The organism is Prescottella sp. GW823-FHT02E09, from assembly GCF_058797375.1.
Genome location: NZ_JBXAJP010000005.1, coordinates 375413 through 388402 on the forward strand (window position 1 = coordinate 375413; position 12990 = coordinate 388402).

9 protein-coding genes are annotated in these 12990 nt (G+C 69.7%); all 9 read right to left on the reverse strand.

What is annotated here, in order from left to right; all coding sequences use genetic code 11:
- Positions 1–150: 150 nt before the first annotated feature.
- The 9 genes from AC1RIF_RS15300 to AC1RIF_RS15340 all read right to left on the reverse strand — a co-directional run bounded on the left by AC1RIF_RS15300 (position 151) and on the right by AC1RIF_RS15340 (position 12901).
- Entirely contained in the window at positions 151–2682 is a 2532-nt protein-coding gene (locus AC1RIF_RS15300) for a [protein-PII] uridylyltransferase (protein ID WP_492602199.1), read from the reverse strand.
- Positions 2672–3010 carry a P-II family nitrogen regulator gene (locus AC1RIF_RS15305; RefSeq protein WP_492602200.1) on the reverse strand — a complete coding sequence of 113 codons (339 nt, stop codon included), beginning with the start codon at positions 3008–3010 and terminating at the stop codon, positions 2672–2674. The genes AC1RIF_RS15300 and AC1RIF_RS15305 overlap by 11 nt, the downstream gene beginning before the upstream one ends.
- 58 nt (positions 3011–3068) lie before the next feature.
- Positions 3069–4328, reverse strand: a complete 1260-nt coding sequence (locus AC1RIF_RS15310) for an ammonium transporter (RefSeq protein WP_492602372.1) — start codon at positions 4326–4328, stop codon at positions 3069–3071.
- A gap of 205 nt (positions 4329–4533) precedes the next feature.
- Positions 4534–5694, reverse strand: a complete 1161-nt coding sequence (locus AC1RIF_RS15315; protein ID WP_492602201.1) for a phosphodiester glycosidase family protein — start codon at positions 5692–5694, stop codon at positions 4534–4536.
- A 195-nt stretch (positions 5695–5889) separates the two neighbouring features.
- A complete protein-coding gene (gene ftsY / locus AC1RIF_RS15320; RefSeq protein ID WP_492602202.1) occupies positions 5890–7308 on the reverse strand; it encodes a signal recognition particle-docking protein FtsY in 1419 nt (472 codons plus the stop codon).
- A gap of 119 nt (positions 7309–7427) precedes the next feature.
- A complete protein-coding gene (locus AC1RIF_RS15325) occupies positions 7428–7961 on the reverse strand; it encodes a glutathione peroxidase (protein ID WP_492602203.1) in 534 nt (177 codons plus the stop codon).
- Positions 7962–8053: 92 nt separating this feature from the next.
- On the reverse strand, positions 8054–11659 hold the full coding sequence (smc, locus tag AC1RIF_RS15330) for a chromosome segregation protein SMC (RefSeq protein WP_492602204.1): 3606 nt from the start codon (positions 11657–11659) through the stop codon (positions 8054–8056).
- A gap of 22 nt (positions 11660–11681) precedes the next feature.
- Positions 11682–11963, reverse strand: a complete 282-nt coding sequence (locus tag AC1RIF_RS15335) for an acylphosphatase (protein ID WP_492602205.1) — start codon at positions 11961–11963, stop codon at positions 11682–11684.
- An 8-nt stretch (positions 11964–11971) separates the two neighbouring features.
- Positions 11972–12901 (reverse strand): SMP-30/gluconolactonase/LRE family protein, encoded by a 930-nt coding sequence (locus AC1RIF_RS15340; RefSeq protein WP_492602373.1) that lies wholly within the window; start codon positions 12899–12901, stop codon positions 11972–11974.
- Positions 12902–12990: the final 89 nt, after the last annotated feature.

The window sequence follows — 12990 nt, forward strand, 5'->3', positions numbered from 1 at the left end:
TTCTCGCAACCAGGGTAACCGCTCGACGCGGTCGGACCGTGCGGCAACCCTGTACGCGGCGTCGACGGTCCGGGGTACCGCCGCCGCGGGCGGTTACTGCAACGCCCGAGAGCGCGCCGCAGCAACCGCCCGACGTCGACCGCGACGGGCTCAGGTGGACTCGGAGTCCGACTCCTTCTCGGGTTCCGGCGCCGGGACGACGGACAGGATCGCGCGCTCGAGCCGCTGCCGCCCGGCCCGGGTGTCGGCATCCGCGAGCCGGATGCAGAACGCGTCGACCACCGACGAGCCCAGCGTGCTCACCCGCGCCCAGCGCACGTCGGCACCGTTTCGCTCGAGCACCCGGGCCAGCCTACTGAGCAGGCCCAACCGGTCCTCCGCGCGCAGTTCCACGATCGCCTGACCCGACTCTTCCTCGACGTCGAACCAGATCACCCGCGGTGGTGCCTGCGAGTACTGCACCGGAACGGCCGCCCCGGTCCGATCCTCGAGCGGCTGCGTCCCCAGCGACTCGAGCTCGCGCGCGTCCAGCTGTTCGAGGACGTCCACCTCGCCGGCGATCGCCCGGATCAGCTCCTGTCGCAGCAGGCCCGCCTGGGGCGGGGCCCCGAACCGCGGCGCGACGACGAACGAGTTGATCGCCGAGGTGCCGTGACTGCCCAGCGACGCCGACAGCACGCGCAGCGAGTGCAGGGCCAGCACGCCCGCCTCGTGAGACAGCAGGCCGGGCGTGTCGGGCGCGACGACGGTGACGACGAACGTGTGCGCGGCGGTCCCGGTGTCGAGGGAGACGTGCACGCCTCCGCCTGCCGCCAGGTCGACCAGCGCCGGGTCGATCGGGTCGGGCACCGGCAGCTTCTCCCCCGCCATCGCGAGCCGACACCGCCGCACCAGCTCGCCGATCAGCGACGACTTCCAGTCACCCCACACGCCCGGCCCGGTCGCGAGCGAGTCGGCCTCGGCGAGCGCGTGCAGCAACTCGAGCAGCACGGGATCGCCGCCCAGCTTGTTCACCACCATCTGCACGGTCCCCGGATCGTCGAGATCCCGGCGGGTCGCCGTCTGCGCCAGCAACAGGTGGTGCCGCACCATCGCGCTCAGCAGCGCGATGTCCGACGGCCACAACCCCAGCCGGGTGCCGATCTGCGTGGCGAGTTCGGCCCCGACCTCGCTGTGGTCGCCGCCGCGCCCCTTGCCGATGTCGTGCAGCAGCGCGCCGAGCATCAGCAGGTCCGGTCTCGCGACGCGAGTGGTGAGCGCGCCGGCCTGCGCGACGGTCTCCACCAGATGCCGGTCGACGGTCCACGTGTGGACGGCGTCGCGCGGCGGCAGGTCACGCACCGCGCCCCATTCCGGTAGCAGCCGTCCCCACAGCCCGGTCCGGTCCAGGGCCTCGATCGTCGGGATCGCCCGACTGCCCGAGCCCAGCAGCACCAGCAGATCGCCGAGCGCACCCTTGGGCCACGGCTCCCGCAGCTCCGGAGCGTTGTCCGACAGCCGGCTCAGCGTCGACGCCGAGATGGGCATCCCGGTGGCCGCCGACGCGGCCGCGACCCGCACCACCAGGCCGGGGTCCCGCTTGGGCCGCGCGTCACGCGCCAGCGCCACCTCGCCGGCATGCTCGACGACGCCCTCGTCGATCGGCCGCCGCACCGGAATCCCGCGGAGCTTCGAAAGACCGCGCCGCGGAAGCGAATTGTTCGCCGTCCGCAGCCCGACATCGACCGAGTAGCCGATGGTTCGGGCGCAGTCGCTCAGTGTGCGGGCCAGGTCGAATCGATCGCCGATGCGCAGCGCCGCACCGATCTCGTCGGCGTCCTGCGCGCGCAACTGGTCCCGTGAGCGGCCCGCCACCCGGTGCAGTTCGGTGCGTACGTCGAGCAGGCGCCGGTGCGCGAGCGCCAGCCCACCGCCCGGCGCGTCCGGCCCGAGACCGGGCATACCGTCGGTGAGCTGCGCGATCGACAACGCGTTGAGCAACTGGACGTCCCGCAGCCCGCCCCGGCCGTTCTTCAGGTCCGGCTCCGCGCGGTGCGCGATCTCTCCGCTGCGCGCCCACCGGGTGCGTGCCTGTTCGACGAGTTCATCGAAACGCGACCGAATTCCGGTGCGCCACTGTCGGCGCACGCCGCCGATGAGGAGGTGACTCAGTTCCACGTCGCCGGCGATGTGGCGGGCCTCGAGCATGCCGAGTGTCGCGGTCAGGTCAGCGTTCGCGACCTGCAGGGCCTGTGGCACCGTTCGGACGCTGTGGTCGAGCTTGATGTGCGCGTCCCACAGCGGGTACCACAGCTGATCGGCGACCCGAGAGACCAGCGCGGGGTCGACGTCGTCGTGCAGCAGGATCAGGTCCAGGTCGGAGTACGGCAGCATCTCGCGGCGCCCCAGACCACCGACTGCGACGATCGCGAACCCCGAGTCCGGGCGAATGCCCAGTTCGTTTCCTTTTGTGGTAAGCCAGAATTCGTGCAGGTCGACCAGCGCGTGACGCAGCGAGGGCGCGTCGAGGCGGTGGTTGCGGTTACCGCCGCTCAGCAACTGCGCCCGCGCACGGGCCAGGTCACGGGCTTCGTCCGGATGGTCCGACTCCGCACCCCGAGACGGGGACGGCCCCGATCCGGCCGCCGTGGTGGCGACTGGATCAGGGCCGTCGAATCCGGACCCGTGAGGGTCAGAGCGCATCCGAACCTCGTTCCCCGGTTCGTACTCGGATGACCGATTCGACCGGCGTGACCCAGACCTTGCCGTCACCGATCTTGCCGGTGCGGGAGGCCTCGACGATGACCTCGACAACCTTGTCGACAGCGGCGTCGTCGACGACGACCTCGACGCGAACCTTGGGCACGAAGTCGACCGAGTACTCGGCGCCGCGGTAGACCTCGGTGTGGCCCTTCTGCCGCCCGTAGCCCTGCACCTCGCTGACCGTCATTCCGAGCACACCTGCCTGTTCGAGTCCGGACTTGACGTCCTCGAGCGTGAACGGTTTGACAATCGCCGTGATCAGCTTCATATCCGTATCCCTTCGAAAAGTCTCATGTGCCCGATGTTCGCTTTCCTTCAGTATCGCGTCAGGCTAGGTCGTACGCCGTCTCGGCATGTTCACCCTCGTCGATTCCGCGTGCTTCCGCTTCCTTCGACACGCGCCATCCGAGGGGCTTGAGCGCGAAGGCGATGACCGCGGTGAGGACTGCGGTGAACACCAGCGCGAAGGCCGCGATCACGATCTGGATCACCAGCTGCTTGTAGTCGCCGCCGTAGAACAGTCCGGTCTCCGTCGCGAAGAAGCCGATCGCGACCGTGCCCCACAGTCCGGAGACCAGGTGGACACCCACGACGTCGAGCGAGTCGTCGTAGCCGAACTTGTACTTCAGGCCCACCGCGAGAGCGGACAGGATGCCGGCGATGGCGCCGAGTGCGAGGGAACCGACCGGGCTGAGCGCGCCCGCAGCGGGCGTGATCGCGACGAGGCCGGCGACGGCGCCGGACGCGGCACCGAGGCTGGTGGCCTTGCCGTCGCGGATCCGCTCGGTAGCGAGCCAGCCGAGGATCGCGGCGGCCGTGGCCGACGTGGTGTTGACCCACGCGAGGCCGGCCGCACCGTCGGCGGCGAAAGCCGAACCGGCGTTGAATCCGAACCAGCCGAACCACAGGAGCGCGGCGCCGAGCATGACGAGCGGAAGGTTGTGCGGCCGGTACGCGGTCTTGCCGAAGCCCATTCGCTTGCCGACGATGACCGCGAGGACGAACGCGGCGATACCGGCGTTGATGTGCACGACGGTTCCACCGGCGAAGTCGATCGGTGCGACCTGTGCGACCAGACCGCCGTCACCGTCGTCCGTGGTGCCGAAGATCTTGGCGGCCAGGCTGTTCTCGGAACCGGACAGCAGTCCACCGCCCCAGACCATGTGCGCCAGCGGGAAGTAGACCACCGTCACCCAGATCGCGGAGAACGCCATCCATGTTCCGAACTTGACGCGCTCGGCGAGTGCACCGCTGATGAGCGCCGTGGTGATGATCGCGAACGTCACCTGGAACGCGATGTCGATGATGTTCGGGTATCCCCAGGCGCCGGCGATGAAGTTGCCGTCGGCATCGGTGATGCTGTCCTTCAGGCCGAAGAACTCGAACGGGTTCGCGAAGACGCCGCCGATGTCCTCGGTGCCGTAGGACATCGACCAGCCCCACAGCACGTACACGACACCGATCACGGCCATGGACCCGAACGACATCATCATCATGTTCAGGACCGATTTGGACCGCGACATCCCGCCGTAGAAGAACGCGACGCCGGGTGTCATCAACAGCACCAGCGACGCGGCCATCAGCATCCATGCGGCGTTGCCGGAGCTCGCCAACACTTCCTCGGGACTCACTAGAACCTCCCTCTCGCGCGCCGGGCAGCACGTCGTCATGGAGAAGAGTGGTCACGCGGTGTTTCCGGCAGGGCTCCCGGCTGTTTCGCGTAGGTGAACGCATGGCCAGACTATGTTGCAAGCACGTTTCATCAGCGAGTTTTCGCGAGGTTCCTGCTCGTTACGAGCCCGCATACTCGCGCATGTCGACGCCCAACCACCCAGGAACGGGACGCCTGGGACCCGGCGAACAGTACGCATCCGGAGCCTCGGAGCAGAATCCGAGGGGCGCGATTCCGGCGTTGATTCCCTGCCCTGCCCACACGATTCCCGCCGCCTTGTTCACGACCAGCGCAGACGATCCGCCGCCGTCGAGCCCCACGGCCAGATCGGCGCCGAGCGCCCGGTACAGGTCCTGCACATTCCCGATCGTGAAGCCGTCAGCCTCGTTCGATCCTCCTTGGAAGATGTACAACTGGTCGCGAGCTGTGTTGTAGCCGATCGCAGTTCGCGCCGCCCGCCGGATCGGGACGTCGACGAACTGGAAGTCGCCGGCCGGGCCGCGCAGCTTGATGCCCGCGAACGCCGTGAACTCGCGCCCGCCGAACTCCAACTCGTCGACCCGTCTTCTGGTCGCCTCGTTGCTGAACGGACCTTCGGCGTCGTGCAGTTCGAACGACACCGGCATCGGTAGCCCTGCGACGTTGTCGTCGACGACGAAGAACGTCGACAACGGTGACCACACCTGCCCGGCGCCGTCACTGAGGCCCTCGGACCCGACGAAGTAGCGGTCCCAGAACTTCGAGAAATCCAGGCTCCGTGTCGCGAGATGAGTGTCGTAGTAGGTCCCGAGCGGCGACGAGCATCCGCTGCGCGCCCAACTCGTGCCCTCGGCCTGTGGGCGCACGTCGAAGAAATTGGTGTTGATCGCAATTGCGGGCCGCCCCATACGGTTCCACGCATCGACGGGCGCATGCACCTCCGACGTCTGCTGGATCCCACCGGCGACCGCTGTGGGCGTCGCCTCGCATCGCAGCGAGTCACCGGCCTTGCGGTCCACCAGCAACTGCGACGTGAGCGGCGACCTCGAAGCTCCGGGAATCACGATCAGGCGACTGTCGGTGCCCATGTCGTAGACGCTGCCGTCCGCACGCTGCATCGGCAGTCGGAAGTCAGGGCCGAACTGGTAGACGACGGCACCGCCCCCGGCTACCGCGACGGCTCCGTCGAGGCGCGCCCGGGCATCGGTGAACGGATCGGCCGACGCGGGAGCGGGGCCGACGAATCCGGCCAGCAGCGCGGTGCCCACCGCGGCTGTCAGAAGGGTACGGACGGTTCGCACAACGCGCCTCCCCGAGCGTGAAATCGCGACCGAGCGACGCGGATGCGCTCGACTCCCCCGACTCGTCACGAACAACGGGCCCCAGTAGATCGCGCTACCGAGGCCCGTTGTCCGAGTGCATGTCATCCGTTACGCCGTCGTGACCCCCGTCCGGACAACGCGGACGGAAGGGATCGGCGCACCGGACGAAACCGGCTATCCGAGAAGCGCGTCGACGAACGCCTCCGGCTCGAACGGCGCGAGATCGTCGGCACCCTCACCGAGTCCGACGAGCTTGACCGGAACACCGAGCTCGTGCTGGACCTGAAACACGATGCCGCCCTTCGCGGTGCCGTCCAGCTTGGTCAGCACGACACCGGTGATGTCGACGACATCCGCGAAGACCCGCGCCTGCATCAGACCGTTCTGCCCGACGGTGGCGTCGAGGACCAGGAGGACGTCGTCGACTGCGGCCTTCTTCTCCACGACGCGCTTGACCTTGCCCAGCTCGTCCATGAGGCCGGTCTTGGTGTGCAGACGGCCGGCGGTGTCGATGACGACGACGTCGACGCCGTCCTCGATGCCCTTGGCGACCGAATCGAACGCGATCGCGGCCGGATCGCCGCCCTCGGGTCCGCGAACAACCTCGGCGCCCACCCGCTCGGCCCACGTCTGCAGCTGGTCGGCCGCAGCGGCGCGGAAGGTGTCTGCGGCGCCGAGCAGGACGCGACGGCCGTCGGCGACGAGGACGCGGGCGAGCTTGCCGGTGGTCGTGGTCTTGCCGGTGCCGTTGACACCGACGACGAGCAGCACGGCGGGATGATCACCGTGCGGCAGGGCGCGGATCGAGCGGTCCATCTCGGGACGCAGTTCCTCGACGAGCACCTCACGCAGCAGCGCGCGGGCATCGGCCTCACTGCGCACGCCACGGGCCGCCATCTGCTCACGCAGCCGCTCCACGACCTTGGTGGTGGTCGCGGTGCCGAGATCCGCGATCAGCAGGGTGTCCTCGACCTCCTCCCACGAATCCTCGTCGAGGTCACCGCCACCGAGCAGACCGAGCAGGCTCTTACCGACAGCATTCTGCGACCGGGACAGTCGACCGCGCAGGCGATCCAGACGGCCCTCGGTGGGTGCGATCTCCTCGATCGCCGGCGCGGGAGCGGCCTCGACAACGGGCTCCGGCTCGACAACGGGCTCCGGCTCGACGACGGGCTCGGGGGCCGGGGCGGGCTCGACAACCGGCTCCGGCTCGACAACCGACTCCGGCTCCGCAACGGGCTCGGGCGCCGGCGTGGGCGTGGGCTCCGGCGCAGGTGCGGCCGGTGGGACGGGCGGCGCCGTCGGCGGAACGGGCGGCGCGACGGGCGGCACCGGGGGTGCTACAGGCGGCGCCTTCGGCGCGGCCGGGGGCACCTTGGGCGGCGCGGTGGCCGTCGGCCCCTGACTGAAGTTGAAGCCGCCACCGGCTTGATATCCGCCCGAACGGTCCTTCGGCTGCTCCGTCAGCTCGGGCTTCTCGGGCGCCGCAGTGAGGCTGACGCGGCGGCGCCGGGCCATGGTCAGGCCGACGACGAGCGCCACGACGAGGACGGCCAGCACGGCCGCTATTGCTATCCAGGCTCCGGTAGTCACACCGACATCCTGTCAGGCTGCTCGCGACTGTGACGCCTCCGGGCAAGACAGGCCGGGGATGGGCCGCGATCGGCCCGTGACACCCGAGGAGCGGATCCTCGGGTGTCACGTCGCGACTTCTAGAGCAGTTCGGCGATCTGCTCGGCGATCTGCTCGGGGGTGACGGTCGGCTCGAAGCGGCGAACGACCTCGCCGTCCCGGTCCACGAGGAACTTGGTGAAGTTCCACTTCACCTCGTCGGTGCCGATCGCCTCGGGGCGGGTCTTGCTGACGTGCTCGTAGAGGAAGCCGTGATCGGGGCCGAAGTCGCCGGGGGCCACCGCGCGCAGATACTGGAACAGCGGGTCGGCGTCTTCACCGTTGACCTCGAGTTTGGCGAATACCGGGAAGGTCACGTTGTAGTTGACGCTGCAGAACTGCTGGATCTCGGCGTCGTCGCCGGGTTCCTGATCCCCGAACTGGTTGCACGGGAAGCCCACGATCTGCAGCCCCTTGTCCTGGTTCGCACGGTGAAGCGCCTCGAGGCCCTCGTACTGCGGCGTGAGTCCACACTTGCTCGCCACGTTGACGATCAGCAGCAGCTTGCCCTTGTGGGCGCTCAGGTCCTCGGTAGTTCCGTCCGCGGTCTTCACCGGGAAATCGTGCGCGTTCATCGTTTCTCCCATTCGTCTACTTTTCGAGTGCTGTTCGAGTGCTGTTCGAGTGCGGGCACGCGGTCGTGTGCCCGCGGATGAAGGTTCGGGCGTCACCCGGTGACCAGGTTCTCGCCGCGCAGCCGCTGCGAGATGACGGTGGTGATGCCGTCGCCGCGCATGCTGACGCCGTACAGCGCGTCGGCCACCTCCATCGTCGGCTTCTGGTGCGTGATGACGATCAGCTGCGACTTCTCCCGCAACTGCTCGAACAGACCGATCAGCCGCCGCAGGTTGGTGTCGTCGAGCGCGGCCTCGACCTCGTCCATGACGTAGAACGGCGACGGTCGGGCCCGGAAGATCGCGACGAGCATCGCGACCGCGGTGAGCGACTTCTCGCCACCGGAGAGCAGCGAGAGCCGCTTGACCTTCTTGCCCGGCGGCCGGGCCTCCACCTCGATGCCGGTGGTGAGCATGTCGGACGGGTCGGTCAGCACCAGGCGGCCCTCACCGCCGGGGAACAGCTTCGCGAACACCTCGACGAACTCACGCTCGACGTCGGCGTACGCCTCGGTGAACAGCTCGAGGATGCGGGTGTCGACGTCGGAGACCACCCCGAGCAGGTCCTTGCGCGCATTCTTGACGTCTTCGAGCTGGGTGGACAGGAAGTTGTAGCGCTCTTCCAGCGCCGCGAACTCCTCGAGCGCGAGCGGGTTCACCTTGCCGAGTGTCGCCAGGTCCTTCTCGGCGCGCTTCGCCCGGCGCTCCTGCGTGGCGCGGTCGTACGGCACCGGCGCGGGCCGGGTGACCTGCTCGCCGCGCTCGCGGGCCTGCTCGTACTCCGCGATCTCCAGCTCCGACGGCGGCAACGCGACGTCGGGCCCGTACTCGGCGATCAGGTCGTCGAGCGCGATGGCGTACTGCTCGAGGATCGTCTCCTCGAGCTGCTCGATCCGCAGCGCGGCCTGCGCGCGGGCCACCTCGTCCCGGTGGACGGCATCGGTGAGCGACACCATCTGGGCGGTGAGCTGGCGGACGCGTTCCTTGACGGCCTCGACCTGGTCGGTGTGCGCGGCGCGCAGGCGTGCGAGCTCGTCCCGGTGGGCGGCGGCCGCGGCCACGACCAGATCGAGTCGCTCCGCGATCCGTCGACCCGCGTCGGCGACCGCCGCGGCGACGGCGGCGGCGGTCTGCCGGGCCCGGCGCGCCCGTTCCGCACGTGCCCGTGCCTCCCGCTCGGCCCGTGCCGAGCGGCGGAGCGAATCAGCCTTGCCGCGAACCGATTCCGCACGTTCCTCAGCGGTCCGCACCGACAGTCGCGCCTCCACCTCGACGGCCCGCACCTCGGTCAGCGCCGCGGCAGCTGCCTCACGCTCGAACGTGGTCGCATCGGGACCTGTGCCGTCCGCCGGATCTCCGCCCGACTGCTCGTCCTCGGCCCGCCGCAGCCGTTCCTCGAGCTCCGCTAGCGATGCCAGCGTCTCCTCACGGCCGGTCTCGGCCTTCAACCGTTGGGCGACGAGCCGCTCGGATTCGGCGTGGGCGGCACGGACGATCTGCCCCAGCCGCCCCAGCTGCTCGTAGACGGCGGACAGCGCGGCGTCGGACTCGTGCAACGCGGCCAGCGCCTGCTCGGCGACCTCGGCCCGATCGGCCTGCTCGGCCAGCGCACCGGCGAGCGCGGCCGCCAGCTCCTCGGCACGCCGCTCCGCGGCCTCGAGCCCGACCGTGGAGGCGTCGATCGCGGCCTGCACCTCGAGCGTGCTGGGTCGACGGTCGGAGCCTCCGGTGATCCAGCCGACGCCGACGAGGTCGCCGTCGCGGGTCACCGCGCGCACCGACGGCATCGCCTGCACCAGTTCGGTGGCGTCGTCCAGCGAGTCGACAACCGCGACGCCCTCGAGCAGTGCCGTCACTCCCGCGCGCACCGACGCGGGGCACTCGACGACGTCAGCAACCCACTTCGCACTACCAGGCAGATCGGGAGGTGCTGTCCTGCCGACGTTTTCGACAGCGAACAGGACTGCGGCGCGACCGCCGTCCGCGGTCTTCAGTGCCTGCACCGCACTCGCGGCCGCAGCGGCGGACTCCGCGACGATCGCGTCGGCCGCGGGCCCCATGACGGTGGCGACAGCGGTTTCGAAACCCGCGTCGACCCGGATCAACTCGGCCACCGCGCCCGTCAGTCCCCGGTCGACGTGGTGCTCGAGTAACCACGCGCCGCCGTCCTTGCGTTCGAGGCCCATCGACAGGGCATCGATCCGAGCCTTCAGCGACGCCACCTCCTGGCCCGCGGCACGCTCGGCCGCCTGCAGTTCGGCGACCCGGTCGGCCACGAGTTCCAACGCCGCAACGGCCCGTTCGTGATGGCCGTCCAGCCCCACCTCACCCGCGTCGAGATCGCCGACGGTGGCCTCGACGGCATCGAACTCGGTCTGCGCGGCGTCCCCGCGCTGTCGGGCCTCGTCGATCGCGACGTCGAGGCGCGCGACCTCCGCGTCGACGGATTCGGCCCGGGTCCGCAACGTGTCGACTTGCCCCGACAGCCGGGCCAGCCCCTCCCGCCGGTCCGCGATCGCGCGTACCGCCGCGAGGTGTGCGCGTTCGGCGTCGGCGGCGGCCTCCTCACGCTCGGCAAGTTGCTCGCGCGCCGCGTCCAGGGTGGCGCGCGCGATCTCGACGGCCGCGACGAGTTCGGCCTCCTCCTGTGCGATCCGCTCGGCGCGGGCCTCCATCTCGTCCGGGTCCTGCCCGAGGCCGGCGGCCGGCTCGGCGTCGAGATGGCGCGCCCGCTCCTGCGCGATCCGGGTCGTGGCACTCACCCGTTCGGCCAGCGCCGACAGCTGGAACCACGTCTGACCGGCGACCTCGGTCTGCGGCGTCAGCCGGGCGAGCGCCTGCTCGTGCCCGCCGAGTTCGGCGGTGGCCGCCTCGAGCGCGGCCTGCACCGTTTCCTGTTGCTGCCGGACGAGCTTCTCGTCGTGAGATTGGCTGGCGAGTTCGGCCCGCCGCGTGACGAGGTCGTCGGCGACCAGGCGCAGGCGCGCGTCACGCAGGTCGGCCTGCACGGTCTGCGCCCGCCGCGCCACCTCGGCCTGACGACCGAGCGGCTTGAGCTGTCGGCGCAGCTCGGCGGTGAGGTCGGTGAGTCGCGCGAGGTTGGCCTGCATCGCGTCGAGCTTGCGGACGGCCTTTTCCTTGCGCCGGCGGTGCTTCAGGACGCCCGCGGCCTCCTCGATGAACGCGCGTCGGTCCTCGGGCCGGGATTCGAGGATCGCGGACAGCCGCCCCTGACCGACGATGACGTGCATCTCGCGGCCGATGCCGGAGTCGCTGAGCAGTTCCTGCACGTCCATCAGCCGGCACGAATTGCCGTTGATCTCGTACTCTCCGGCGCCGTCGCGGAACATACGCCGCGTGATGGACACCTCGGAGTACTCGATCGGTAGGGCCCCGTCGGAGTTGTCGATCGTGAGCGTCACCTCGGCGCGCCCCAACGGCGCACGGCCCGCGGTGCCGGCGAAGATGACGTCCTGCATCTTGCCGCCGCGCAGCGCCTTCGCGCCCTGCTCGCCCATCACCCAGGTGAGGGCGTCGACGACGTTGGACTTTCCCGAACCGTTGGGCCCCACGACGCACGTGATGCCCGGTTCGAACCGCAGAGTCGTGGCAGACGCGAAGGATTTGAAGCCCTTCAACGTCAGACTCTTCAGGTGCATGACGGTGGACTCTACCGGCGGATCAGCGCTCGACGAACCCGGAAAGGCCCCCGCGTGCCGCACCGAAGTGCTCGACCACGAGCGTCACACTGCCGGGCGTCTGCCCCGAACGCAGCAGCACCAGGAGCCGCTCGAGCGCATCGCGCGGCCCCTCGGCGATCACGAGCACCCGGCCGTCGGCGTGATTGGTCGCATGGCCGGCCAGCGCCAGCTCGAGAGCTCTCGCCCGAGTCCACCACCGGAACCCGACACCCTGGACGTATCCGTGGACCCAGGCGGTGAGACGTTCGGTATCGGGACTCATGGCCGCAATTATCCGACGGGCGGCGTGAGCCTGCGGACGGTGCCGTCGAAGCCGGTCGCGTACAGCGCGTTCGCGTCCCACCCGGGACCGGCACCGAACTTCACCGCGGACGTCAGTATCAGTCCCGCACCGATCTCACAGCTCTCGCCCGTGTCGGGGTTCACACGCAGCACTCGGCCCGCGACGTTGTAGGTCAGGTAGACGGCGCCGTCGGGGCCGACGGTGAGGTCGTCGGCGACGTTGAGCGGGCCGATTCCCGGCAGCGGGATCGTACGCACCGGTCCCCGCAGGTCCCGCGCGTCGAGGATCTTCAACTCGCTGACAGGGTCGAACGACGTGGTGAGGAACACGTGGTCGCCGGCGGTGGTGACGCCGTCGACGGTGCCCAGGTCGGAGCGCACGCGTTCGGGCGAACCGGGGCGATCGGCCGGGATCCGGGTGAGCCCCGGCGTTCCGAGGTTGTGCGTGGTGAGCAGGTCGCCGTTGCCGAGGCGGGCGAGCCCATTGGGCATCACGAGACCTCCGGCGACGGTTCGGCGGTCGCGGCTGCGCAGGTTCACGACGTCGACCGTGCCGTCGGCGATCCCCAGAAGACCGGAGAGAGCGGTGTTGCCGGTGGTGAAGAAGAGGTCGTCACCGTCGACGACGAGCCCGCCCGAGCCGTGCACCTGGTCGACGACCGTGCCGCCCGCACCGGACGGATCGAGCGTGCGGACCGCGCCGGGCGCCACGAAAGACGAATCCGACAGCAGCATCGACCCGCGTCCGTCGAACGCGAGATTCTCGAGCATCCCGTATCCGGACGCGATCGTCGCGACATCCCATCGCGGACAATCGATCCCGCCGACCGACATCTCCGCGGACGCGGGTCCCGCCGACATCAAAGCCGCCACTGCCGCCGACGCGAGCGAGAGAACTGCAATCCGATTCCGCACGATCGCCCCACCTTCCAGTCCTGCCGAGACCGCGATTGTCACAGATCCCACGCCCCACGAGAAGGACGACGAGAACTGTCACAAGCGTCGCA

Excerpts from the sequence above, each read along its gene's own strand:
- AC1RIF_RS15325 (WP_492602203.1), bottom strand. The coding sequence starts at position 7,961 with ATGAACGCGCACGATTTCCCGGTGAAGACCGCGGACGGAACTACCGAG.
- AC1RIF_RS15305 (WP_492602200.1), bottom strand. The coding sequence starts at position 3,010 with ATGAAGCTGATCACGGCGATTGTCAAACCGTTCACGCTCGAGGACGTC.
- AC1RIF_RS15300 (WP_492602199.1), bottom strand. The coding sequence starts at position 2,682 with ATGCGCTCTGACCCTCACGGGTCCGGATTCGACGGCCCTGATCCAGTC.
- smc (WP_492602204.1), bottom strand. The coding sequence starts at position 11,659 with ATGCACCTGAAGAGTCTGACGTTGAAGGGCTTCAAATCCTTCGCGTCT.
- AC1RIF_RS15335 (WP_492602205.1), bottom strand. The coding sequence starts at position 11,963 with ATGAGTCCCGATACCGAACGTCTCACCGCCTGGGTCCACGGATACGTC.
- AC1RIF_RS15310 (WP_492602372.1), bottom strand. The coding sequence starts at position 4,328 with ATGCTGATGGCCGCGTCGCTGGTGCTGTTGATGACACCCGGCGTCGCG.